The following is a 22,993-nucleotide window of genomic DNA, read 5'->3' as shown; positions in this document are numbered from 1 at the left end:
CTGGCCGTATGAACGGCACACAGCCCATCGTTATCTACCCGCCCGCCGAGGACGGCGGCCGACGTGTCCGCGTCAATGAACGTTTCGTCGGGCTGGCGTACGGGCTGCTGGACGTCGTCGATTTCCTGCGTCTCGCCGGCCTGGACGACGTCGACGACGCCTGGGTGCGGCAGTCGGAGATGGTCGAGTGGCGCGGTGGCGGCCCGGAGGCGTGGAGGCGTGGACGCACTGACGCATCGGCCGGCCGAGAGGCAGCGGACGCCGAGTTGCCGTCGCCCCCGGCCGGGCCGCCCGACGGCACGGGGCTCTGATCGCCGGGAGGCCACCGTGCCGGTGCGCGCCTTCGGCGGTCCGGGTGCCGGGTGGGGAGCGCTTCGGTTCCCGGGGGCACCGGGTCGTAGGATCCTGAGTGCCGGGACGACCGTGCGCAGCACGTGCGTTCGCGTGCGGGAAGGGCCGCTCCGGCATCATGCGGAAGGTGCCGCCGGCGCCTTCCGGGAGGGAGCGGGAACGGCGAAGACTCCGGCGCGGGAGCGCAGGCCGACGGCGCCCCGCCTCAGGCTGGACGAGCTGCTGGAAGGGCTCCAGGCACAGGTCGCGCAGGTGCGCGCCGCCGGGGACCGGGTGTCCACGCTGCTGGACGCGGTCCTCGCCATCGGCTCCGACCTGGATCTCGACGTGGTGCTGCGGCGGATCACCGAGTCGGCCGTGACCCTGGTGGATGCCCGGTACGGAGCGCTGGGGGTACTGGGTGACGAGGGCCGGATCAGGCAGTTCGTCACGGTCGGCATGGACGAGGAGACCGCCGGCGCGATCGGCCCCTACCCCGAGGGCCGGGGCATCCCGGGGCTGCTGATCAGCAACCCGCAGCCGCTGCGCCTGGCCGATCCGGGCAGCCATCCCGAAGCGGCGGGCTTCCCGGAGGGGCATCCGACAATGACCACGTTCCTGGGGGCGCCGGTCCGGGTGCGCGAGAAGGTCTTCGGGAACCCGTACCTCACCGACAAACGGGGTGGCGCGGAATTCGACGAAGAGGACGAGGCGGTGCCCCTGCCCGCACCGGAACCGTCGTGAGCCGGTGCCGGAGGCTGGGGACGATCCGTCGCTCACGATCCCGTGCGTTCCCAGCCGCGGCGCGGGGTCCGGGCGCCGAGGCGGCTCTCGTCGCGGCTGCGGTAGACGATGTAGGGCCTGGTCAGGTAGCCCAGCGGCGCGGTGAGCATGTGGACGAGTCGGGTGAAGGGCCAGAACGCGAAGAGCAGGAGCGCGCTGAGGGCGTGCAGCCGGAACAGGACCGGGGTGTCGGCCATCAGGTCCGGGTCGGGCTGGAGGAAGAAGACCGACCGGAACCAGGGACTTGGGGCGGGCGACCGGGGTGTGCTCCTGCAGCGGGGCGTTGGTCAGCGTCTCGTAGTCGTACGTCCAGGGCTCGTAGTAGTCGTCGAGGGACGGCAGCACCGGGTTGGAGAAGATCTGGATCAGCTTCTTGAACCGGCCGCCCGCCTTCAGTGCCAGCCGGCCCTTCTTGTTGAGTTCCCAGCCGCCCTTCCAGTGCTCCTGGTCCTCGTACCGGCGTGGACAGCCCTGGCCGGGGCGGGTCTCGACGTTGTTGAACCACACGTACTCGACGCCGGTGCGGTTGGTCCACGCCTGTTTGCAGGTGACGGAGCAGGTGTGGCAGCCGATGCACTTGTCGAGGTTCATCACCATCGCCATCTGGGCCATCACTCGTCCGACGGTGGCTTCGCCACGGGGCATCTCAGTACTCGACTTCCTGGTCGGTGCGGCGGCGGACGACGGTGACCTCGTCGCGCTGGTTGCCGGTGGGGCCGAGGTAGTTGAAGGCGTAGGAGAGCTGGGCGTAGCCGCCGATGAGGTGGGTCGGCTTGATCAGCAGGCGGGTGAGGGAGTTGTGGATCCCGCCGCGCCGGCCGGTGGTCTCGGTGCGGGGTACGTCGATGAGGCGGTCCTGCGCGTGGTGCATGTAGACGGTGCCCTCGGGCATGCGGTGCGAGACGACCGCGCGGGCGGCGACCACGCCGTTGCGGTTGACGGCCTCGACCCAGTCGTTGTCGTGCACGCCGATCTTCGCCGCGTCCTCCTTGCTCATCCAGATCGTCGGGCCGCCCCGGGAGAGGGAGAGCATGAACAGGTTGTCCTGGTACTCGGAGTGGATGGACCACTTGTTGTGCGGGGTCAGGTAGCGCACCGTCACCCCCAGTTCCCCGACGCTCCCGAGGCGCGGCTCGCCGAACAGCACGTCCATGTTCAACGGGGGCCGGTAGACCGGGAGTTGCTCACCGAGCGCGGTCATCCAGTCGTGGTCGAGGAAGAAGTGCTGGCGGCCGGTGAGGGTGTGCCAGGGTTTGAGGCGCTCGACGTTGACGGTGAACGGGGAGTAGCGGCGCCCGCCGGTCTCCGAGCCGGACCACTCGGGTGAGGTGATGACGGGGACCGGCGCGGCCTGGGTGTCGGCGAAGGTGATCCGCTTGCCCTCGTGCTCGGCCGCCAGGTCGGCGAGTGGGGTGCCGGTGCGGGCTTCGAGGGTGTGGAAGCCCTGGGTGGCCAGACGGCCGTTGGTGGTGCCGGACAGGGCGAGGATCGCCTCGCAGGCGTCCGTGTCGCGGGCGATCGAGGGCCGCCCGCCGGCGGCTCCGCCGCGCACGGTGCCGTTCTTGTGGCGCAGGTAATCCAGTTCGCGGTCGACCTTGAAGGTGACGCCCTTGGTGGTGGCGCCCAGGGTGTCCAGGAGGGGGCCGAGGGCGGCCATCTTGTCGGCGACGGCGGTGTAGTCGCGCTCCACGGTCACCAGCTTCGGCATGGTGCGGCCGGGGACCGGTTCGCACTCGCCCGCCTTCCAGTCGAGCACCCTGCCGCGCGGGTTGGCCATCTCGTCCGGGGTGTCGTGCAGCAGGGGCGCGGCGACGACGTCCGTGCGGACGCCGAGGCGGCCGGTGGCCTGACGGCTGAACTCCCTGGCCAGCGTGTGGAAGGCGTCCCAGTCGGTGCGGGTCTGCCAGGGCGGGGCGATCGCCGGGTTGAAGGCGTGGACGAAGGGGTGCATGTCCGTGCTGGACAGGTCGTGCTTCTCGTACCAGGTGGCGGCGGGCAGGACGATGTCGGAGAAGACGGTCGTGCTGGTCATGCGGAAGTCCAGGGTGAGCAGCAGGTCGAGCTTGCCGGTGGGGGCCTCCTCCCGCCACACCACGTCCCGCGGGCGGGCCTGAGGCGGCGCCTCGGTGGCCCGCACCGACGCGTCGGTGCCGAGGAGGTGCTTGAGGAAGTACTCGTTGCCCTTGGCCGAGGAGCCCAGCAGGTTGGCCCGCCACACGGTCAGCACCCGCGGGAAGTTCTCGGGGGCGTCCGGGTCCTCGCCCGCGAACCGCAGCCGCCCCGCGGTGAGTTCGTCCACGACGTGCTCGGCGGCCGGGCGGTCCGCGGCGGCCGCCTCGTCGGCGAGGTCCAGCGGGTTGCGGTCGAAGGTGGGGTAGGACGGCATCCAGCCCATCCGCGCGGACTGGGCGATGACGTCGGCCGTGGTCCTCCCGGCGAACGGGGCCCCCGCACCGGCCGCCGCGAGGGTGTCGGCGGAGAACGGGTCGTAGCGGAACTGGTCGCTGTGCAGGTACCAGTACGCGGTCTGGATCATCAGCCGGGCCGGCCGGTTCCAGGCTCGTCCCGAGCGGGGCACGGGGCGGTCGGTGGTGCGGGGCGGTCGGTGGTGCGGGGCGGTCGGTGGTGCGGGGCGGTCGGTGGTGCCGCCGCGCCGGGGCCGGCGGGCGGGGCCTGTCAGCCGGCCGGCCGGGACAGTGTGCTGCCCGCCCTGGTCCGGGCGGCCTCGACCGCCTCCCATTCCTCGGTGCCGAGGTTGGCGAGCGCGGCCGGGAAGACGCCGTCCTGTTCCTTGAGGATGTGGTCGCGCAGCACGGCCGTCGCGTCCATCAGCCGGTCCGGCCAGTCCGGATCCGAGGGGGTCGCACCGTCGGCGGCCTCGGCCAGAACCGACTCGATACGGCGGTGCTCGGCCTCCAGGGCTGCGATCTGGCCGGGGAACTCCCCGGCCAGCGCCGGGAACAGGCCCTCCTCCTCGACCCGGGTGTGCGGGCCGAGGACCCGCGCGATCTCGCGGGCGGTCTGTGCCATCCGGGTCGTCTCGCCGCTCCGGTGGGCCGGGCGGAGGTGACTGATCAGTCGCAGGACCTCCTCGTGCTCCTGGGTCAGTTCGTCGATGGTCTCCAGGGCCTGGCAGCCGCAGTACTCGCACATCGGTCTTCTCCGTAGTTCCTCGGCCCACCGGTTCCTCGGCCCACCGGTTCTTCGGCCCGGCAGTCCTGGGCCCGTCGGTCGTCGGGCCATCGGTCGTCGGACCGTCGCTTCCGGTCCGCCGGTCCTCAGGCGGTGGTGCCCGCGGGGCGGTGTTCGCGGCGGCGGCCGGTGCTCCGCTTCCGCTCGTCGCCGTCCGCGGCCGCGCGGACCCCGGTGAGGGTGTAGGCCAGCGCCGCGGCGGCCACGACGGCGAGCAGGGCGAGACCGGCCGCGTAGGTGCCGTACGCGCCGTACAGCGAGCCCATCACCAGCGGCGGCAGGAATCCGCCCAGGCCGCCCGCGGCGCCGACCACGCCGGTGACGGAGCCGACCTGGCCGGCCGGGGTGAGGAGGGCCACCAGGGCGAAGGTGGCGCCGCTGGCCGCGCCGAGCGCGGCGCCCATGGCCAGGAAGGCGACGGTGCCGACGGGTGCCAGTGCCGGGGTGAAGGACTGGGTCACCGCGCCGGCCACCACCACGGCCAGCGAGCCGGCCAGGACCCGGACCGGGCCCGTGCGGTCCGACAGCCAGCCGCCGACCGGACGCATCGCCACCGCCAGCAGCACGAACCCGGCCATCCGGTTCGCGGCGTCGGCCTGGGTGAGCCCGTAGCCGGTCTTGAGGTAGGTGGGCAGGTAGACGGAGAAGGCGACGTACCCGCCGAACCCGACCGCGTACAGCGCCGACGCCTGCCAGGTGATGGGCAGCCGGGCGGTGGCGGCCAGCCTGCGCACCAGCGGCTCGGTCGGCACGGTGCGGCCGGGCGCGTCACGCAGCAGCAGTGCGGCGGCCGCCGCGTACACGGCCAGCACCGCGGCGGTGATCAGGAACGGGGTGGACATGCTGTTCGCGTCGACCAGCTTCACCGTGGTCAGGGCGCTGATGGCGGTGCCGCCCATGCCGGCGCCGAAGACGCCGACGGCGAGGCCCCGGCGCTCGGGCGGGAACCAGGCGTTGACGAGCGGCACGCCGACGGCGAAGGCGGTGCCGCCGATGCCGAGGAAGAACCCGCCGATCAGGAGGGCCGCGAGGGAGGAGTGACCGGCCAGGCCGAGGTAGAGCACGGGCACGATGGTGGCCGCCGACACGATCGGGAACATGACCCGTCCGCCGAACCGGTCGGTCAGGGCGCCGACCGGGATACGGCCCAGCGATCCGACCACGACCGGGACCGCCACCAGCAGCGACTGCTCGAAGGACGACAGGCCGAGGCTGTCCTTGAACCGCGGGCCGAGGGGGCTGAGCAGCGCCCAGGCCCAGAAGTTCACCGCGAAACCCACGGTGGACAGAGCCAGCATCAGCCACGCCCGGCGGGGCACCGGCGCCTTGGACGCCGAGCTGCCGCTCTTCGACTTCGACGGCTGGACCATGTTGTCCGTCCCTTCCCTCTCCAAGGTGGTGCTTCGCACCGGGAATCGCACGCGCCCCGCAGGCCTCTTGCCCGGGAAACGGAATCCCGCCACCACTGTCCGCGCCGGGACGCGCCGCAGGCATGGGCCAAGGGTCCCCGCCGAAGGACGGACGGCCCTCACCTGCTGGGCCCGGCCGTCCTCGAACGGCTCCCTCCCGCCGGCTCGCCCCCACGGCTCCCCTGCGACGACGGCCGGGGCGGCGGTCCGGACGGTGCGGGGAAAGGGCCGGTCGGCCCTACCCCCGCACCACGGCCACGGGGACGATGGACGGATGTCCCAGAACGACGCCTTTCGCGCACTCGACCGGCAGGAGTGCCTGCGCCTGCTCTCCAAGGTCCCGGTCGGCCGCGTGGTCTACACGCGGCAGGCACTGCCCGCGGTCCTCCCCATCAACTTCTCCCTGGACACCGACAACTCCGTGCTGCTGTGCACCTCGCCGGACTCCGACCTCGTCCGCGCCATCGACGGCGTCGTGATCGCCTTCGAGGCCGACGAGTTCGACGCGGTAACCCGGTCCGGCTGGAGTGTCGTCGTCACGGGACGGGCCACCGTGGTGACCGACCCCGCCGAGCACGAACGGCTGTCGCAGTCGGGCCCCGTCTCCTGGATGCCCCTGCGCGACGGGGTGTTCGTACGGATCGACTCCGAGATGATCAGCGGACGCGAGCTCAGGGGAACGCGCGCCGCCCTGTGACGGGCGGCCCGGCGGCCTCCCGGACGCACTGCGTGTGAGGGCCGGGCCGACGGTACGGAACCGTCGGCCCGGCCCTCGTCCCGCACCCGGTGCGGAAGGCCCCCGGCCGAGAGACCGCCGGCCCCGTCCGGCGCTGCCGGGTCAGGGGTGCGGCGTGCCCGCGCGGGGTGTGCGGCCGCCCTCGGGGCCGTATCCGAAGCGGATCAGCAGCTGCGGGCAGCAGCGCCGCCTCGGGCCGGCGATCGCGGCCCGCAGGTCCGGCCATTCCATCGCCTGGTGCAGCATCGACGTGCGCAGCCCGTGCCGGGTCGCCGTGAGCAGCACGCGTTCCAGTGCCTGGCCCGCCCGCACCCAGTCCTCCCGCCGGTCCCGGGGCGTCCACAGCAGCGCCACCTGGGCGTGGCGCTCGAACCGCAGGGCGGGCAGCCAGCGGGCGGGCGGCGTCCCGGTGAAGTCCCGCACCGGCATCCGCCCGGAGGCGTCCAGCGGCCCCAGCGCCGTGGCCGGGATGCCGTAGGGGGCGTCCGTTCCCGGCGCGGTGACCCAGCCGCGCGCCTCGGCCACCCGGTCCCGGTGGAGGGCGTTGCGCATCTCCGCCGCCCGGGTCAGGCGCAGCAGGCGACGGGTTCCCAGGATGTCGGGCACCTCCAGGTGCGCGCCCTCGGCGCGGGCGGCGCCGGTCATCTCGGTCACGACCGGCTCCGGGACCGGGCGTCCGGTGAACGGCATCCGGCTCGTGTGGCGCCGCTCGACCGCGTCGTACAGGTCGCGCAGGGGCGGCGGCGGGTCCGCGCGGTGCCCCGCCGGCTGCACCGTGGCCAGCAGGTCGGGGTCGTGCACCGCGGGCAGCAGCCGGACGAGGGGGTCCCAGCCCAGGTGCGCGGCGGCCACCCGGAGGTTGAGGACGGCAGCGCCCACCGACAGGTGCAGGGCGCGCAGATCGGGGTCGGCCATCGGCAGTCGCCTCCGCCGGTCCACCCGGACCTCGATCGACCGGCTCTCCGGGTCCAGGCCGAACCGCCAGGGCTGCGTGTTGTGGATCGAGGGCGCGGCCACCGCCGCGGCCAGCAGGGCCTGAACGGCTGCGGCGTCGACTTCCCTGGTCTGCATCACGGCTCCTTCACACGCTTTCCTCTGTACCCCCGAGCCTGCGTCGCCGCGCCCGGCCCGCGGGAGGGTTGACCGGCCCCGTTCCGGGGGCCGTACGTCCCCGGCGTCCGGCGGCGCCCGTGGCTCCCCACTCCCGCCGTGGCCGCCGGTCAGGTGGCGGGCAGGGCCGTGGCGAGCAGGACGACGCCGAGCGAGCCGACGAGGGAGACGACCGCCAGGGGCGGCGCCGCCGGGGCGGACAGGTCGTACGCGGCCGTGCGGCGGCCCTTCGTGCCGTACGGGGCCTGCGGGCCGTACGGCCCGTTCGCGGTCGTGCGGGACACTCGGCGCCTTCGCGGCTGTCGGGGTCGCTCAGGGCACCGCTGCGTCCGGCCGCGAGGGGCGGCCGGACGCACGGCCGAACCGGGCCGCGCTCCGTACGCGCTCCGTACGCGCTGCGCCCGCGGCGGCCGGGGACGGGGGATTCGGCCGCCCTGCAGGCGCGGAACACGGTCGTCCGGACGGGCCTGCGCGGTTCGATCAGTGCCCGGCATGCACCTCCGGCCCCACCCGCTCCCGGGCCGACCGGGCCCCGCCGGCAGGACCGTTCGGCCCTGTCGCGGTCGGCCGGATGGGGCCGGAAGGTAGTCCGGCAGGGACCGCCGGCCCCAGGTGCGCCGGCGTGCACGCCCCTAGCGTTCCGGCCATGGAGAACGATCAGAGCGCGCGGCGTCAGGCGCCGCGCACCGGTGAGGGCTGGCCGCTGGCCGCGCGCAGACTGCTCACCCGCCGCGAGGTGTCCGCCGACGGGCGCGCCGTGTTCGGCGAGGGGGACCCGGCCTGGGAGGGCTTCTACCGCGACCGCTGGGCGCACGACAAGGTGGTGCGCTCCACGCACGGCGTCAACTGCACCGGTTCCTGCTCGTGGATGGTGTACGTCAAGGACGGGATCATCACCTGGGAGCACCAGGCCACCGACTATCCCTCGATCGGTGCGGACTGCCCCGAGTACGAGCCGCGCGGCTGTCCGCGCGGCGCGTCCTTCTCCTGGTACACGTACTCGCCCAGCCGGGTCCGCCACCCCTATGTCCGCGGTGCCCTGCTCAAGCTGTGGCGCGAGGCCAGACGGCGCCTCGGCGACCCCGTGGCGGCCTGGGCCGAGATCACCTCCGACCCGGCGAAGGCCCGCGCCTACAAGCGGGCCCGCGGCAAGGGCGGTCTGGTGCGCGCGGACTGGGACGAGGTGAGCGAGCTGGTCGCCGCCGCGCAGGTGCACACCGTGAAGGAGTACGGCCCCGACCGGGTCGCGGGTTTCTCCCCCATCCCGGCGATGTCGATGGCGTCGTTCGCGGCGGGCGCCCGGTACCACTCGCTGATCGGCGGCACCCTGCTGTCCTTCTACGACTGGTACGCCGACCTGCCGATCGCCTCGCCGCAGGTCTTCGGCGACCAGACCGACGTACCGGAGGCGGCGGACTGGTGGAACGCCGGCTATCTGATCATGTGGGGCTCCAACATCCCCGTCACCCGCACACCGGACGCGCACTTCCTGACCGAGACCCGCTACAACGGCACCAAGGTCGTCGCGGTCAGCCCCGACTACGCCGACAACGTCAAGCACGCCGACGAGTGGCTCGCCCCGCACCCGGGCACGGACGGGGCGCTGGCGCTGGCGATGGGCCACGTGATCCTGCGCGAGTTCCTGGTCGACCGCGAAGTGCCCTACTTCCGGGACTACCTGACCAAGTTCACCGACGCCCCGTTCCTGGTGACCCTGCGCGAGCACGACCGCGGGCTCGTCCCGGACGGGTTCCTGACCGCCGCCGACCTCGGACACGACATGGAGAACGCCGAGTCCAAGACCGTCCTCCTCGACTCGGCCACCGGTGAACCGGTCGTGCCCAACGGCTCGCTCGGCTTCCGCTGGGGCGAGACGGGGCAGGGCAGCTGGAACCTCGACCTGGGCGACACCGTGCCCGAGCTGAGCCTGTTCGGGAGCGCGGAGGACACCGCGGCCGTGGCGCTGCCCCGCTTCGACGAGGGCGGCACCGAGGGCGGCTCGGTCATGGTCCGCGGGGTGCCCGTGCGGCGGATCGGCGGGCGCCTGGTCACCACGGTCTTCGACCTGATGCTGGCGCAGTACGGCGTCGCGCGCCCCGGTCTGCCGGGCACCTGGCCCACCTCGTACGACGACGCGGCCGAGCCGTACACGCCCGCCTGGCAGGAGACGGTCACCTCCGTCCCCGCCGAGCAGGCGGCGCGCATCGCCCGCGAGTTCGCCCGCAACGCCGAGCGCACCAACGGCCGTTCCATGATCGCGCTCGGGGCCGGCACCAACCACTGGTTCCACTCCGACACGATCTACCGGGCCTTTCTCGCGCTGACGACGATGACCGGCTGCCAGGGCGTCAACGGCGGCGGCTGGGCGCACTACGTCGGCCAGGAGAAGGTCCGCCCGCTCACCGGCCTCCAGCATCTCGCGTTCGCCTTAGACTGGCAGCGCCCCACCCGGCACATGGCGGGCACGTCGTACTGGTACCTGAACTCCGACCAGTGGCGCTACGAGGCGTTCGGGCCGGACGAGCTGGCCTCACCGCTGGGCGAGGGCCGCTTCAAGGGCAAGGGGTTCGCGGACACCCTCGCGCAGGCCGTGCGGCTGGGCTGGACACCCGGTCACCCCGGCTTCAACCGCAACCCGCTCGACCTGACCGACGAGGCGGCCGCCGCGGGCCGGCCGGTCGCCGAGCACGTCGTCGGCGAACTGAAGTCCGGGCGGCTGCGGTTCGCCGCCGAGGACCCCGACGACCCGGCCAACTTCCCGCGGGTGCTGACCGTGTGGCGGGCCAACCTGCTCGGCTCCTCCGGCAAGGGCAACGAGTACTTCCTGCGCCACCTGCTGGGCACCGACGCGGCGGTGCGCTCCGAGGAGACCCCGCCCGAGGGCCGTCCCGAGGAGGTGGTGTGGCGCGACGAGGCCCCCGAGGGCAAGCTCGACCTGCTGGTCACCATGGACTTCCGGATGACGTCCACCGGCCTGCTCTCCGACGTCGTCCTGCCGGCCGCCACCTGGTACGAGAAGGACGACCTGTCCAGCACGGACATGCACCCCTTCGTGCACGCCTTCACCCCGGCCATCTCCCCGCCCTGGCAGGCCCGCACCGACTACGACACGTTCCTGACCCTCGCCGACAGGTTCAGCGACCTGGCCGCCGCGCACCTCGGCGCCCGCACCGACGTCATCGCCGTGCCGCTGCTGCACGACACCCCGGACGAACTCGCCCAGCCGGGCGGGGTCGTACGGGACTGGAAGGCCGGCGAGTGCGAGCCGGTTCCCGGGCGGACCATGCCCAAACTGGTCGTCGTCGAACGGGACTACGCCGCCACCGCGCAGAAGATGCGTGCCGTCGGCCCCCTCCTCGACACGCTGGGCACCACCACCAAGGGCGTCACCGTCCACCCGGACCGGGAGATCGAGGAGCTGCGGCGGCGCTGCGGGACGGTCCGCGACGGTGTCGCCGCCGGGCGGCCCTCGCTGGCCACCGCCTCCGACATGTGCGAGGCGATCCTCGCGCTGTCCGGCACCACCAACGGGCGGCTGGCCACCGAGGGGTTCCGCGAACTGGAGCGGCAGACCGGCAGCGAGGGGCTGGTCGAGCTGGCCTCGGAGCGGGAGGCGGAACGGATCACCTTCGCCGACACCCGCACCCAGCCGCGTGCCGTGATGACCTCCTACGAGTGGTCCGGCAGCGAGACCGGCGGGCGCCGCTACTCGCCGTTCGTCATCAACACCGAGCACCTCAAGCCCTGGCACACGCTCACCGGACGCCAGCACTTCTTCGTCCAGCACGACTGGATGACCGAGCTCGGCGAGCAACTGCCGGTCTACCGGCCGCCGTTGAACACCCCGCGGCACTACGGCGACGAACACCTGCACGAGGACGGCCGGGCGGAGGTCACGGTCCGCTACCTGACCCCGCACTCGAAGTGGTCCATCCACTCGAACTACCAGGACAACAAGTACATGCTCGACCTGTCCCGCGGCGGCCCGGTCATCTGGATGTCGCTGGAGGACGCCGAGAGGATCGGCGTCAAGGACAACGAGTGGATCGAGGCGTACAACCGCAACGGTGTGGTCGCCGCCCGCGCCGTGGTCACCCACCGCATGCCCGCCGGCACCGTGTACATGTACCACGCCCAGGACCGCAACGTGAACGTCCCGAAGACCGAGGTCAGCGGCAGGCGGGGCGGCATCCACAACTCCCTGACCCGGCTCCTGCTCAAGCCCACCCATCTCGCGGGCGGCTACGCCCAGTTCACCTACGCCTTCAACTACTACGGACCGACCGGCAACCAGCGCGACGAGGTCACCGTCATCCGCCGCCGCAGCCAGCAAGTGGAGTACTGACATGCCCCGTGGTGAAGCCCCCGTCGGACGAGTGATGGCACAGATCGCGATGGTGATGAACCTCGACAAGTGCATCGGGTGTCACACCTGTTCGGTCACCTGCAAGCAGACGTGGACCAACCGCACCGGAGTCGAGTACGCCTGGTTCAACAACGTCGAGACCAAGCCGGGTGTCGGCTACCCGCGCCGCTACGAGGACCAGGAGCACTGGAAGGGCGGCTGGATGCTCGACAAGCGCGGCCGCCTCGTCCTGCGCTCCGGCGGGCGGCTGAAGCGCCTGCTGTCGCTGTTCTCCAACCCCGACCTGCCGTCCATCGAGGACTACTACGAGCCGGTCACCTACGACTACGACAACCTGATCAGCGCCCCGGCCGGGCCCGACATGCCGGTCGCCCGCCCCCGCTCGGTCCTCACCGGCAAGCCCACCGCCATCACCTGGGGCGCCAACTGGGAGGACGGCCTCGGCGGCGCGGCCGAGAACGCCGGCGCCGACCCCAACCTCACCGGGGAGTGGGCCGAGAAGGTCAGGTTCGAGTTCGAGCAGACCTTCCTCTTCCACCTGCCCCGGCTGTGCGAGCACTGCCTCAACCCGGCCTGCGTGTCGGCCTGTCCGTCCGGCGCGATGTACAAGCGGGTCGAGGACGGCATCGTCCTGGTCGACCAGGACCGCTGCCGCGGCTGGCGGATGTGCGTGACGGCGTGCCCCTACAAGAAGGTGTACGTCAACCACGCCACCGGCAAGGCCGAGAAGTGCACCTTCTGCTTCCCGCGCATCGAGGCCGGCCAGCCCACCGTCTGCTCCGAGACCTGCGTCGGCCGGCTGCGCTACCTCGGCCTGCTCCTGTACGACGCCGACCGGGTGGGCGAGGCCGCGGCGACCCCGGACGAGAAGGACCTGCTGGACGCCCAGCGCGGCGTCTTCCTCGACCCGCACGACCCCGAAGTGGCCGCCGCGGCACGGGAGTCCGGCATCCCGGAGGACTGGCTGGACGCCGCCCGCCGCTCTCCCGTGTACGACCTGGTCACGCGGTACAAGGTGGCCCTCCCGCTGCACCCGGAGTACCGCACGCTGCCCATGGTCTGGTACGTCCCGCCGCTCTCCCCCGTCCTGGACGCCGTGGACGCGGCGGGCGGGAACCAGGACGACCCGGACCACGTCTTCGCCGCCGTCACCCGGCTGCGCATCCCCCTGGAGTACCTGGCGGAGCTGTTCGCCGCCGGGGACGCCGACGTCGTCGCCGGGGTGCTGATGAAGCTGACCGCGCTGCGCTCGTACATGCGCGGGCGCTCCCTCGGCGAGGAGGGCGACGCGTCCGTGCTGAAGGCCGTCGGTCTCACCGTCCGGGAGGCCGAGGACATGCACCGGCTGCTCGCCGTCGCCAAGTACTCCGACCGCTACGTCGTGCCCGCCGCGCACAAGGAGGACGCGGCCGCGCTGAGCGCGATGGAGAACCGCTGCCCGGTCGAGCCGTCCGGCGGACCGGCCGACGCCGGTGGCCGACGGGTGATGCTCGGCATCCCCACCCTGCGCCGCAAGCCCACGGGAGACACCGCATGAGTCCGCTGCCCTCGACGATCCCCGCCCTGGTCCGCACCCGTGTCCGGGCGGCCGTGCGCCGCCCGGCCCGGCTCACCCCCGAAGAGGCCGAGGCGCGCACCCTGGTGCTGCGCATGTGCTCCCTGCTGCTGCAGTACCCGGACGCCGAACTCACCGCGGCCCGGCCGGTGCTGACGGCCACCGCCGAGGCGCTGCCGGCCACGCCCGCCGCCGGGCACCTGGCCGGCTTCACCTCCTGGTTCGCCGGACAGGAACCGGAGGACCTGGAGCGGCACTACGTCGAGATGTTCGACCTGCGCCGCAGGAGCAGCCTCTACCTCACGTACTACCTGCACGGCGACACCCGCCGCCGGGGCATGGCCCTGCTCACCCTGAACCAGCGGTACAAGGCCGCCGGCTGGGACACCGACGGCGGCGAGCTGCCCGACCACCTGCCGGTCGTGCTGGAGTTCGCCGCCCTGGCCGGCCCCGGCGGCGGCGAGGCGCCGCTGCGCCAGCACCGCCGCGGCCTGGAGCTGATCCACCGGGCCCTCACCGACGCCGGCTCCCCCTACCGGCACGTCCTGGCCGCGCTGCTCACCCTGCTGCCGCCGCCCACCGAGGCGGACCGCGCGGCGGTGGCCCGGCTCGTCGCCGAGGGCCCGCCGAACGAGGACGTCGGCCTCGACCCCTACGGCACCTACGGAGACGGGGAGTTCGCCCCTCCGGGCACCTTCGTGCCGCCGGTGCCCGCTCCGCCGACCCGTGTGCCGCCCGCCCCGACCAGCCGTACGGAAGGCCCCCGATGAACGCCGCGCTGTCCCCCTCGGCCGCCGCCCCGGTGAGCGGTGCCGACCTCCTGCTGTGGGTCGCCGTGCCCTACGTCTGCCTCGCCGTGTTCGTGGCCGGGCACGTCTGGCGCTACCGCCAGGACCAGTTCGGCTGGACCTCCCGCACCAGCCAGCTCCTCGAACACCGCTGGCTGCGCTGGGGCAGCCCGCTGTTCCACCTCGGCGCCTTCATGGTCATCGCCGGGCACGTGGTGGGGCTCGCCGTTCCCGACGCGTGGACCGAGGCCGTCGGCATCACCGAGCACGCCTACCACACCACGGCCGTCTGGGCCGGTTCGGTGGCGGGCATCGCCATGGTGACCGGGCTGGGCATGCTGTGCGCCCGCCGGCTCCTCACCCGGCGGATCCGCCTGGGCACCGACCGCAGCGACAAGGTCCTCTTCCCGCTGCTGTCCGCGACCGTCCTGCTGGGCATCACGGCCACGGCCGCGCACAACGTCTTCGGCGCCGGCTACGACTACCGCGCGACCGTCTCCGTCTGGTTCCGCGGCCTGTTCGTCCTCCAGCCGGAGCCGGAGGCGATCGCCGGGGCCCCGCTGCTGTTCCGGCTGCACGCCCTGAGCGCCTTCCTGCTCTTCGCGGCCTGGCCGTTCACCCGGCTCGTCCACGTGTGGAGCGCGCCGATCGGGTACCTCGCCCGCCCGTACCTGGTCTACCGGCGGCGAACCGCACCGGCTCCGGGCGCGGGGGCGGGCCGGCCGGCCGCGGGTTCCGGGCGAGCCGCATGAGTCACGAAAGCGCGCTCGCCCCCGGTGCCCCGGAGGACCCGGCCGTCCGGCGCCCGTCCGCGGTGGGGGCGAGCCGCCGCACGGGATGGGTGACGGTCCTCACCGGGACCGCCGGATGGCTGGCGTCCTTCCAGCTCACGGTGGACGACCGGCGGCTGCTCCGCGACCCGTCCTACCAGCCGCCCTGCAACATCAGTCCCGTGGTGAGCTGCGGAAGTGTCATGTCCAGCCCCCAGGGCAGTCTGTTCGGCTTCCCGAACATGCTGCTGGGGCTGGGCGCGTTCGCCGCGGTGGCCGCCCTGGGGGTCGCCGTGCTCTCGGGGGCACGCCTGCACCGCCGGCTGTGGCTCGCGCTCACCACCGGGGCGCTGGTGGGGGTGGTCCTCGTCCACTGGCTGATCGGCCAGTCGCTGTACACGCTCGACAAGCTCTGCCCCTACTGCGCCGTCGTGTGGGTCGCGACCGTCGCCCTGTTCTGGTACACCGCCCTGCACTGCCTGGAGCGTGGCATCGTCCCCGTCCCGCCGGGGGCGTGGGCGGTCCTGCGGGACACGCACTGGATGCTCCTGGGCGCCTGGTACGGAGTGATCGCGCTGCTCGTCCTCACCCGCTTCTGGCCGTACTGGAGCAGCCTGCCGTGACGGGCCCCGCCGACGCCCTCGCCCCCTCCCCCGTCCCGGATCCGAGAAGGTGCCCCACACGACCGTCACCGTGATCGCCGACCGGCCGCCGAACCGCCCGTGCCGGAGGCCGGCACCCTCAGCCGCGTCCTGTACCGCGACGACCGCCTCCGGGTGGTGGGCTTCGCCTCCGCCGCCGGCCAGGAACTGACCGAGCACACCTCCGCCCTGCCCGTGGTCGTCCGGGTCGAACGGTTCGAACGGGGCAGGCTCGACCTCGCCCAGGGCGAGGAGAGGAACCGGGCGGGTCCCGGAAGCTGGATCCACCTGCCCGCCCGCCTGCCCGCCTGCCCGCCTGCCCGCCCGCCTGCCTGCCTGCCTGCCTGCCGCACGCGGTGCGCGCCACCGAGCCCGGCGTCATGCTGCTGACCGTGCCACCCGCCCCGGAGCCGTCCGGAACCGGGGCGCCCTCCGCGGCCTGACCCGCGCGCCGGCGCGACCGCCGCGGTCGGCCGACGCCGGCTCGTGCGACCGGTGGGACCGCCGACGCCCGCTCGTGCGAGCGTCCTGATCAGCCGGTCCCGCTCACGCGAACTCCAGCACGTCCCGGACCGGGCGGCGGGGGGTGGCCGGGCCCCGCGGGCCGTAGCCGAGGCGCAGCACCATCTGCACGCTGCCGGTGCCCGATCCCGGGTCGCGCGTCAGCAGGCGCAGGGTGCGGTCCTCCAGGGAGTGGGAGCTCAGGGAGGTGGCCAGGTCCGCCAGCGTGGCCTCCAGCAGGACGCGTTCCATGGCCTGGCCGCCCCGCAGCCAGTCGGCGGGACCGTCCCCCGGGGTGCTCAGCAGGGCGAGCAGCGGGGTGCGCTCGAAGTCGGTGGTGCCGCGGTCGGCCACCTGCCGGCGGCCCGCGAAGTCCCGTACCGGAGCCCTGCCGTCCCGCCTGCGCGGCCCGAACGCGTACTCGGGGACACCGTCGACGGCGGTGTCCGCCTCGGCTCCGAGCCGCGTCCAGCGGACCAGGTCCTCGTTGACGTGCGGGTCGACGACGTCGCGGCTCTCGGCGTCGCGCACCAGGTCGAGCACGGTCTCGGCGTGCCACGGGCCGGGGAAGTCCAGCGCGGCCCCCTCCCGCGCGGCTGCGCCGCGCAACGCGGCCCGCACCTCCTCGGGGATGTCCTTCTCGGCGAAGGGATGGCGGCTGGTGTGCCGCTGCCGGATCGCCGGGTGCAGCCGCGCCAGCTCCTCGCCGCCCGTGGCCCCGGCCGCGTCGGCCAGCCGGACGGCGGCGAGCAGCAGCGGGTCGTCCGGCTCGGGCAGCAGCGTCGTCCGCGGCTCGAGGCCGGCGTGGGCCGCGGCGACCCGCAGGTTGAACAGGGCGGCCCCGCAGCCGATGTACAGCGCCCGGTTGTCGGGATCGGAACGGGGCATGGCCCGCTCGGGGTCGGCCCGCAGCAGCAGGAGGCGCTCGCCGCTCAGACAGCGGAACCGCCAGGGCTGCGCGTTGTGCATGGACGGCGCTGTGGCGGCATCGGCCACCAGCGCGCTCACCGTGTCCGCGTCGAGCGGTCGCTCGGCCATGGCATCCTCCTCGCGCGGCGCCGGGGTGACACCGGTCCCCGGTGCCGGGTACCCCGGCCGGCGGGACCGTGTGCGTTCCGGCGCACCGTCGATGTTTCTGCGTTCCTGCCCTCCACACACCACGCGGAGGGCGGGACCCGCAACGTCCCCATGGTCCCCGAGCCGGGGCCGGTCGGCCCTCCCGTCCGCGCGCGGCCGCCGCCGCCGGGGGGAGGTGCCGGATCAGGGACGGCGCACACACCGACGCCGCCCGGCGCGCTCGTGGCGCGGGCCCGGACGGGGCGAGCAGGGGCGGGGAACGTGGCGGGGCGAGCAGGGGCGGGGGACGTGGCGGGGCGAGCAGGGGCGGGGGACGTGGCGGGGCGGGCAGGGGCGGGGGACGTGGCGGGGCGGGCAGGGATGCCTGCGGCCCCGCGGCTCGCCCGGCGGCGTCAGCGGCCCTGGTTCCTGAGCCGGTCCTGGGCCTGGGTGGCGATCACGGCGGCCTGGATGCGGCGCTCCACCCCGAGCTTGGCCAGCAGCCGGGAGATGTGGTTCTTCACCGTCTTCTCCGCCAGGTACAGCCGCTGGCCGATCTGGCGGTTGGTCAGCCCCTCACCGATGAGGGCGAGGATCTCCCGCTCCCGCTCCGTCAGTCCCGGCAGGGCGTCGGGCTCGGGCTCCGGCTCCTGGCCCTGGCGCAGGCGGGCCATCAGCTTGGCGGTGGCGCTGGGGTCGAGCAGGGACTGGCCGGCGGCCACCGTGCGCACCGCCGACACCAGGTCGGAGCCCTGGATCTGCTTCAGCACGTAGCCGGAGGCGCCCGCCATGATCGAGTCCAGCAGTGCCTCCTCGTCGTCGAACGAGGTGAGCATCAGGCAGGTCAGTTCCGGCATCTGGGAGCGCAGCTCCCGGCACACGGACACACCGTCGCCGTCCGGGAGGCGCACGTCGAGCACGGCGACCTGGGGGCGCAGTGCGGGCACGCGCACCAGGGCCTGCTCGGCGGTGGCGGCCTCGCCGACCACGGTGATGTCCGGCTCGTCGTCGAGCAGGTCGTGCACCCCGCGCCGGACCACCTCGTGATCGTCCAGCAGGAAGACCCGGATCGGGTTGCCGGGTCCGGGCTGCTCGCCGTCCGCCATCAGATACTCCTTGTTCCGCGTCGTCCGAATTCCGGCCGGGTCTCGCCCGAACGGGTACTGCCGGCCATTGTCCCAGTAGATCCTGCTCGATACCGGGCCGAAGGGCCAGGGCCGACCGGCCCTACTCGCCCCGGTGGCCCGTTCTCCGCGCGGCCACCCGATCGTCCCGTTCCGGGCCGCGCCCGACCCGGCCGGGGGCGCGGACGACCGCAAGCACCGCCGCCGGCGGGCGGAGGTGCTTGCGGTCCGTGCGATCACGCCGGTCCTCACAGGAGCCAGCGGTTGCGGCCGACGAAGGGAAGCCGCGCCCAGGCCCTGCCCAGGCCCCAGGTGGTTCCGGCGCCCACGGCCGCGAGGGCGATGAGGACGACGGCGTAGACGAGGTGGTAGTCGGCGAACGGGTTGGTCGACATGCTCGCCGACCCGTCGGAGAGGTGCTTGGCCGGCGGCCACTCCGCGACCCACATGAGCGCCATCATCACGGTTCCGGCGACCGCGGCGAGCCGCAGGCCGATGCCCGCGATCAGGGCGAGGCCGATGCCCAGCAGGCCGAGCATGAACAGCCAGTCCGCCCAGGCCGCGCCGGCCCAGTCGTGGAAGGTGGACTCCATCGGGCCCACGGCGACGGAGCCGAGGAATCCCTTCGTGGGCGAGCCGCCGTCGATCCATCCCCTGCCGGAGCCGGTGGCGTAGCCGAGGCCGAAGGTCTTGTCGAGGAAGGCCCACAGGAAGACGAACCCGGTCAGCAGGCGAAGCCCGGCGAACACGTACGCCCGCGTCGCGGTGGCCGCGGCGGTCGCCTCGCCGGCGGAGGCGGGAGCCGTCGAGGTCCGGCCCGGGGAGGGGAAGCGGAATCCCAGGTGACGGTGCGGGTGGTCGTGGAGTGCCATGATGCTCATCCCTTTCGAGGGGGGAGGCGCGGGTTGCGGTGGACTCTCGTTGCACCTTCAATGTCCCGCGTCGTCAACTCCCCCGAGAGGGGCTGCAGGACCCCGGACCACGGGCCGAACGGCCCCTGTGTGCGGGGCTGTTCGGGATCGGGTACCGGCGTTCAGGCGATGAGGTGCAGCCCGTACGGGGAGCGGCCGGCGCCCAGCTCCCGCCCGGTGACCAGCTCGGGTTCGATGCGGACGAGGACCTCCTGCGGTGCGGGCACCCAGGAGTCCGGGCGGGTGCGGGCCGGGCGGCCGAGCTCGGCCGGGTCGGTCACCACCGTGGCCCGCCCGGTGACGACGACGCTCCAGCCGCAGTGCCGGGTGACGTCGACCTCGTCGGTCTCGAAGGCCACCACCGCGCCGTCGACGGCGCGGGCCAGTTCCGAGGCCGCACAGGTGCTCAGCAGGACGGCGCCGTCGCGGTCCAGGACGAAGCCGACCGGCAGCACGGCGGGCAGGGCCCGTCGGGTGTAGACGACGCGGCCGACGGGCGCCCGGGCCATCAGCCGCAGGCAGTCGTGCCGCTCGAGTTCGCGGAAGCCGTCGTCGGAGTACATGGGGCAGCCCGTCCTTCGCCTGGAACAGCGACATCACGTCATCACGTCCTTCCACTCTGAGCCGGACGGGTCCCCGGGGACGAGGGCCATGGGTCCCGGCCGGGCCGGAGAACGCCCCGTCGTCGCACGGCCGGTCGGTACGGTGTCCCGCTCCTCGAACCGGGGAGCCGACGATTACGTTGGGGGCATCGACGCAGGACATCGGGCGAGGGAGACGGCATGACCGACAAGAGGGCGGCGAAGGTGCCCCGCGCGGCGTACGAGCGGGAGCTGCTGCGTCTGCAGACGGAGTTGGCGAAGCTCCAGGAGTGGGTGCGCACCGAGGGCGCCCGGCTGGTCGTGGTGTTCGAGGGCCGGGACGCGGCGGGCAAGGGCGGCACCATCAAGCGGGTCGCCGAGCACCTCAACCCCCGTGTGGCGCGCATCGCGGCGCTGCCGAAGCCGACCGAGCGCGAGCGGACCCAGTGGTACTTCCAGCGGTACGTGGAGCATCTGCCGGCAGCCGGGGAGATCGTCCTGTTCGACCGTTCCTGGTACAACCGGGCCGGCGTCGAGCACGTGATGGGCTTCTGCACCAAGGAGGAGCACCAGCTGTTCCTGCGGCAGTGCCCGATCTTCGAGCGGATGCTGGCCGAGGACGGCATCCTGCTGCGCAAGTACTGGTTCTCGGTGAGCGACACCGAGCAGCAGGAGCGTTTCCGGCGGCGGTTGGAGGATCCTCTGCGCCGCTGGAAGCTGTCCCCCATGGATCTGGAGTCGATCACCCACTGGGAGGCGTACTCCCGGGCCAAGGACGAGATGATGGTGCACACCGACATCGTCGAGGCGCCGTGGTTCGTGGTGGAGAGCGACGACAAGCGCCGGGCGCGGCTGAACATGATCGCCCATCTCCTGGACTCCGTGCCGTACCACGAGGTGCCGCCGCCGGTGCTCGAGCTGCCGTCCAGGCCGTCGTCGACCGGCTACGAGCGCTCGCCGCGCGATCTGCGGACCTACGTCCCCGACCACGCGGCGAACCTCTAGGCCGTGTCACCGGTGCGGTACGACCGCCACCGGGCAGGCGGAGCGGCGCAGCGCCGCCCGGGCGACCCGGCCGAGCCGGAGGGCGAAGCGCTCATGGTGTCCACCCCTCGTGCACCGCGGGGACCGGGGTTCGGGCCCAGGGTGGCGCCGGGAGCGGGGGCGGTGCACAGAGCGCAGGTCCCCGGTCGGGGGCCGGAGAGCCCCGGGGCCGCGGGCGTCACCGCGTCGCACCGCCGTATGCGTCCTGCCGGGGGCGCCGGCGTCCGTGAGATCCTTCGGCCCGAGGAGGATCATGTCCGAGAGTTCCGTCCGCCAGGGCCACGGGTGGCGCCGTCTGCTGCCCGGACCAGGTGCGGTGCGCGGCTACCGGCGCGCGTGGCTGAAGGGCGACGTGCTGGCCGGGGTGACCGTGGCCGCGTATCTCGTGCCCCAGGTGATGGCGTACGCCGGTGTGGCCGGCCTGCCGCCGGTCGCCGGACTGTGGGCGATCCTGCCCGCGCTCGCCCTGTACGCCGTGTTCGGCTCGTCCCGCCTGCTGTCGGTCGGCCCGGAATCGACGACCGCGCTGATGACGGCGACCGTGGTGGGGCCGCTCGCCGCGGGCGATCCGGTCCGGTACGCGGCGCTGGCCGCCGCCCTGGCGGTGGCGGTCGGCCTGCTGTGCGTGCTGGCGTGGGCGGCGCGGCTCGGCTTCGTCGCGGACCTGCTGTCCCGGCCGGTGCTGATCGGATATCTGGGCGGCGTGGCCCTGATCATGATCGTGGACCAGCTGACCGGGCTGACCGGTGTCCGCACGACGGGTTCCGCCTTCTTCCCCCAGCTGTGGTCGTTCGTCACGCACGTGGAGGACGCGCACCTGCCCACGGTGCTGGCTGCCGTCGTGGCGCTCGTGGTCCTCTTCACCGTGGCCCGTCTCTTCCGCGCCGTCCCCGGCCCCCTGCTCGTCGTGGTGGCCGGAACGGCGGCGGTCTCCCTCTTCGGCCTGGACGACCGGTTCGGCATCGAGGTGATCGGCGACGTCCCCTCGGGCCTGCCCGTCGCGGCCCTGCCGAACCTGTCGGACCTGCCCCAGCTGGTGCTTCCCGCCGTCGGGGTCCTCCTGGTCGGCTACACCGACTTCATCCTCACCGCGCGGGCCTACGCCCGGCGCGACGACGAGGGCGCCGGGCTCGACGCCAACCAGGAGTTCCTCGCCCTCGGGACCGCCAACCTGGGCGCCGGCGCACTCCAGGGCTTTCCGGTCAGCAGCAGCGCCAGCCGCACCGCGCTCGCCGCCTCGGCCGGCGCGAGCAGCCAGGCGTACTCGCTGGTCGCCGGGGCGGGTGTCCTCTCCGTGCTGCTGTTCCTGAGCCCGCTGCTGTCCCGGACCCCCACCGTGGTCCTCGGAGCGCTCGTCGTCTACGCGGCCGTGCGCATGATCGACCTGGCGGGGTTCCGGCGCCTGGCGTCCTTCCGGCGCCGCGAACTCCTGCTGGCGCTCGGCTGCCTGACCGGGGTCCTCGCCCTGGACATCCTGTACGGCGTGCTGGTCGCCGTCGGCCTGTCCGTGGCCGAGCTGCTCTCCCGGGTGGCCCGCCCGCACGACGCCGTCCAGGGGCTGGTTCCCGGTGTCGCGGGCATGCACGACGTCGACGACTACCCGCAGGCCCGCACGATCCCCGGTCTGCTGGTCTACCGCTACGACTCCCCCCTCTTCTTCGCCAACGCCGAGGACTTCCGCCACCGTGCCCTGGCCGCCGTCGACGAGCAGCCGGAGCCGGTCCGCTGGTTCGTCCTCAACGCCGAGGCCAACGTGGAGGTCGACATCACCGCTCTGGACGCCCTGGACGCCCTGCGCCGCGAACTCACCCACCGCGGCATCGTCTTCGCCCTGGCCCGCGTCAAGCAGGACCTGCTGGACGACCTGACGGCGTACGGTCTGACCGGGACCGTGGGCCGCGACCGCGTCTTCCCCACCCTGCCGACGGCCGTGGCCGCGTACCGGACGTGGTGCCGCGACCGGTAGGCCGTCGGCGGGCACCCCGGCCGGGCGCACCGGACAGGGCCGGGCGGGGACCGTCCCGGTGCCGGTCGGCCCCGTGCCGGAGCGGCCCGCGGGGGCTGACGGGCCCGAACCGGTGGGCCGTTCGGCCCTG

18 protein-coding genes and 4 pseudogenes are annotated in these 22,993 nt (G+C 73.6%); 11 read left to right on the top strand and 11 right to left on the bottom strand.

Going from position 1 to position 22,993, the window contains the following annotated elements; genetic code table 11:
* The first annotated feature begins 8 nt into the window (after positions 1-8).
* A complete protein-coding gene (locus tag ACIP5W_RS13695) occupies positions 9-311 on the top strand; it encodes a hypothetical protein (protein ID WP_401471491.1) in 303 nt (100 codons plus the stop codon).
* Between the two features lie 250 nt (positions 312-561).
* Positions 562-1,047 (top strand): annotated as a pseudogene (locus ACIP5W_RS13690) (GAF domain-containing protein); the annotation flags it as partial.
* 59 nt (positions 1,048-1,106) lie between these two features.
* Here the strand turns inward: ACIP5W_RS13690 and ACIP5W_RS13685 are convergent.
* From ACIP5W_RS13685 to ACIP5W_RS13665, 5 genes and pseudogenes are all read right to left on the bottom strand, one after another.
* Positions 1,107-1,358, bottom strand: a pseudogene (locus tag ACIP5W_RS13685) (respiratory nitrate reductase subunit gamma); the annotation flags it as partial.
* Positions 1,348-1,758: pseudogene (gene narY / locus ACIP5W_RS13680) on the bottom strand (nitrate reductase subunit beta); the annotation flags it as partial. The pseudogenes narY and ACIP5W_RS13685, both read right to left, overlap by 11 nt.
* Position 1,759: 1 nt before the next feature.
* Positions 1,760-3,670, bottom strand: a pseudogene (locus ACIP5W_RS13675) (molybdopterin dinucleotide binding domain-containing protein); the annotation flags it as partial.
* A 119-nt stretch (positions 3,671-3,789) separates the two neighbouring features.
* Positions 3,790-4,266 carry a hemerythrin domain-containing protein gene (locus ACIP5W_RS13670; RefSeq protein WP_401471488.1) on the bottom strand — a complete coding sequence of 159 codons (477 nt, stop codon included), beginning with the start codon at positions 4,264-4,266 and terminating at the stop codon, positions 3,790-3,792.
* 125 nt (positions 4,267-4,391) lie between these two features.
* Complete coding sequence (locus ACIP5W_RS13665) at positions 4,392-5,675, bottom strand: MFS transporter (protein ID WP_401471486.1); 1,284 nt, start codon at positions 5,673-5,675, stop codon at positions 4,392-4,394.
* A gap of 313 nt (positions 5,676-5,988) precedes the next feature.
* On the opposite strand from ACIP5W_RS13665, the gene ACIP5W_RS13660 reads away from it, so the two are divergent.
* Positions 5,989-6,411, top strand: a complete 423-nt coding sequence (locus tag ACIP5W_RS13660; protein WP_401471484.1) for a pyridoxamine 5'-phosphate oxidase family protein — start codon at positions 5,989-5,991, stop codon at positions 6,409-6,411.
* Between the two features lie 141 nt (positions 6,412-6,552).
* Here ACIP5W_RS13660 and ACIP5W_RS13655 read toward each other — a convergent pair whose 3' ends face one another.
* Entirely contained in the window at positions 6,553-7,521 is a 969-nt protein-coding gene (locus ACIP5W_RS13655) for an Acg family FMN-binding oxidoreductase (protein ID WP_401471481.1), read from the bottom strand.
* Positions 7,522-7,670: 149 nt separating this feature from the next.
* Positions 7,671-7,844 (bottom strand): hypothetical protein, encoded by a 174-nt coding sequence (locus tag ACIP5W_RS13650; protein ID WP_401471478.1) that lies wholly within the window; start codon positions 7,842-7,844, stop codon positions 7,671-7,673.
* 362 nt (positions 7,845-8,206) lie between these two features.
* Here ACIP5W_RS13650 and ACIP5W_RS13645 point away from each other — a divergent pair, with 362 nt between their 5' ends.
* The 6 genes from ACIP5W_RS13645 (at position 8,207) to ACIP5W_RS13620 (ending at position 16,070) form a co-directional block, all read left to right on the top strand.
* Positions 8,207-11,905 (top strand): nitrate reductase subunit alpha, encoded by a 3,699-nt coding sequence (locus ACIP5W_RS13645; protein WP_401471475.1) that lies wholly within the window; start codon positions 8,207-8,209, stop codon positions 11,903-11,905.
* Between the two features lies 1 nt (position 11,906).
* A complete protein-coding gene (gene narH / locus ACIP5W_RS13640; protein WP_401471472.1) occupies positions 11,907-13,463 on the top strand; it encodes a nitrate reductase subunit beta in 1,557 nt (518 codons plus the stop codon).
* Positions 13,460-14,251, top strand: coding sequence for a nitrate reductase molybdenum cofactor assembly chaperone (narJ, locus tag ACIP5W_RS13635; protein ID WP_401471469.1), 792 nt, complete (start codon positions 13,460-13,462; stop codon positions 14,249-14,251). The genes narH and narJ overlap by 4 nt, the downstream gene beginning before the upstream one ends.
* Positions 14,248-15,021 (top strand): respiratory nitrate reductase subunit gamma, encoded by a 774-nt coding sequence (gene narI, locus ACIP5W_RS13630; RefSeq protein WP_401471466.1) that lies wholly within the window; start codon positions 14,248-14,250, stop codon positions 15,019-15,021. The genes narJ and narI overlap by 4 nt, the downstream gene beginning before the upstream one ends.
* Positions 15,018-15,662 (top strand): vitamin K epoxide reductase family protein, encoded by a 645-nt coding sequence (locus ACIP5W_RS13625; protein WP_401471463.1) that lies wholly within the window; start codon positions 15,018-15,020, stop codon positions 15,660-15,662. Before narI ends, ACIP5W_RS13625 begins: the two co-directional genes overlap by 4 nt.
* A 99-nt stretch (positions 15,663-15,761) precedes the next feature.
* Entirely contained in the window at positions 15,762-16,070 is a 309-nt protein-coding gene (locus ACIP5W_RS13620) for a hypothetical protein (RefSeq protein WP_401471460.1), read from the top strand.
* Positions 16,071-16,226: 156 nt separating this feature from the next.
* Here the strand turns inward: ACIP5W_RS13620 and ACIP5W_RS13615 are convergent, their stop codons facing one another.
* From ACIP5W_RS13615 to ACIP5W_RS13600, 4 genes are all read right to left on the bottom strand, one after another.
* Positions 16,227-17,219, bottom strand: a complete 993-nt coding sequence (locus ACIP5W_RS13615; RefSeq protein WP_401471457.1) for an Acg family FMN-binding oxidoreductase — start codon at positions 17,217-17,219, stop codon at positions 16,227-16,229.
* Between the two features lie 431 nt (positions 17,220-17,650).
* The gene (locus ACIP5W_RS13610; protein WP_401471454.1) at positions 17,651-18,343 is read right to left on the bottom strand and encodes a response regulator; all 693 of its coding nucleotides are present in this window, start codon (positions 18,341-18,343) and stop codon (positions 17,651-17,653) included.
* A gap of 266 nt (positions 18,344-18,609) precedes the next feature.
* Positions 18,610-19,233, bottom strand: coding sequence for a hypothetical protein (locus tag ACIP5W_RS13605; RefSeq protein WP_401471451.1), 624 nt, complete (start codon positions 19,231-19,233; stop codon positions 18,610-18,612).
* Positions 19,234-19,394: 161 nt separating this feature from the next.
* The gene (locus ACIP5W_RS13600; RefSeq protein WP_401471448.1) at positions 19,395-19,835 is read right to left on the bottom strand and encodes a pyridoxamine 5'-phosphate oxidase family protein; all 441 of its coding nucleotides are present in this window, start codon (positions 19,833-19,835) and stop codon (positions 19,395-19,397) included.
* 219 nt (positions 19,836-20,054) lie between these two features.
* Here ACIP5W_RS13600 and ppk2 point away from each other — a divergent pair, with 219 nt between their 5' ends.
* Together ppk2 and ACIP5W_RS13590 are read left to right on the top strand one after the other, a co-directional pair.
* A complete protein-coding gene (gene ppk2 / locus ACIP5W_RS13595) occupies positions 20,055-20,858 on the top strand; it encodes a polyphosphate kinase 2 (RefSeq protein ID WP_401471445.1) in 804 nt (267 codons plus the stop codon).
* A 292-nt stretch (positions 20,859-21,150) separates the two neighbouring features.
* Positions 21,151-22,863, top strand: a complete 1,713-nt coding sequence (locus tag ACIP5W_RS13590) for a SulP family inorganic anion transporter (protein ID WP_401471442.1) — start codon at positions 21,151-21,153, stop codon at positions 22,861-22,863.
* The last annotated feature ends 130 nt before the right edge of the window (positions 22,864-22,993 follow it).

The organism is Streptomyces sp. NPDC088766, from assembly GCF_044750845.1.
Classification (GTDB): domain Bacteria; phylum Actinomycetota; class Actinomycetes; order Streptomycetales; family Streptomycetaceae; genus Streptomyces.
Note: the sequence above shows the minus strand (reverse complement) of the source record. Positions and strands in the feature narration are given on the sequence as shown.

Excerpts from the sequence above, each read along its gene's own strand:
- narJ (WP_401471469.1), top strand. The coding sequence starts at position 13,460 with ATGAGTCCGCTGCCCTCGACGATCCCCGCCCTGGTCCGCACCCGTGTC.
- ACIP5W_RS13625 (WP_401471463.1), top strand. The coding sequence starts at position 15,018 with ATGAGTCACGAAAGCGCGCTCGCCCCCGGTGCCCCGGAGGACCCGGCC.
- ACIP5W_RS13665 (WP_401471486.1), bottom strand. The coding sequence starts at position 5,675 with ATGGTCCAGCCGTCGAAGTCGAAGAGCGGCAGCTCGGCGTCCAAGGCG.
- ACIP5W_RS13600 (WP_401471448.1), bottom strand. The coding sequence starts at position 19,835 with ATGTACTCCGACGACGGCTTCCGCGAACTCGAGCGGCACGACTGCCTG.
- ACIP5W_RS13655 (WP_401471481.1), bottom strand. The coding sequence starts at position 7,521 with ATGCAGACCAGGGAAGTCGACGCCGCAGCCGTTCAGGCCCTGCTGGCC.
- ACIP5W_RS13590 (WP_401471442.1), top strand. The coding sequence starts at position 21,151 with ATGTCCGAGAGTTCCGTCCGCCAGGGCCACGGGTGGCGCCGTCTGCTG.
- ACIP5W_RS13615 (WP_401471457.1), bottom strand. The coding sequence starts at position 17,219 with ATGGCCGAGCGACCGCTCGACGCGGACACGGTGAGCGCGCTGGTGGCC.
- ppk2 (WP_401471445.1), top strand. The coding sequence starts at position 20,055 with ATGACCGACAAGAGGGCGGCGAAGGTGCCCCGCGCGGCGTACGAGCGG.
- narH (WP_401471472.1), top strand. The coding sequence starts at position 11,907 with ATGCCCCGTGGTGAAGCCCCCGTCGGACGAGTGATGGCACAGATCGCG.
- ACIP5W_RS13645 (WP_401471475.1), top strand. The coding sequence starts at position 8,207 with ATGGAGAACGATCAGAGCGCGCGGCGTCAGGCGCCGCGCACCGGTGAG.
- ACIP5W_RS13610 (WP_401471454.1), bottom strand. The coding sequence starts at position 18,343 with ATGGCGGACGGCGAGCAGCCCGGACCCGGCAACCCGATCCGGGTCTTC.
- ACIP5W_RS13660 (WP_401471484.1), top strand. The coding sequence starts at position 5,989 with ATGTCCCAGAACGACGCCTTTCGCGCACTCGACCGGCAGGAGTGCCTG.
- ACIP5W_RS13670 (WP_401471488.1), bottom strand. The coding sequence starts at position 4,266 with ATGTGCGAGTACTGCGGCTGCCAGGCCCTGGAGACCATCGACGAACTG.
- narI (WP_401471466.1), top strand. The coding sequence starts at position 14,248 with ATGAACGCCGCGCTGTCCCCCTCGGCCGCCGCCCCGGTGAGCGGTGCC.
- ACIP5W_RS13605 (WP_401471451.1), bottom strand. The coding sequence starts at position 19,233 with ATGGCACTCCACGACCACCCGCACCGTCACCTGGGATTCCGCTTCCCC.
- ACIP5W_RS13695 (WP_401471491.1), top strand. The coding sequence starts at position 9 with ATGAACGGCACACAGCCCATCGTTATCTACCCGCCCGCCGAGGACGGC.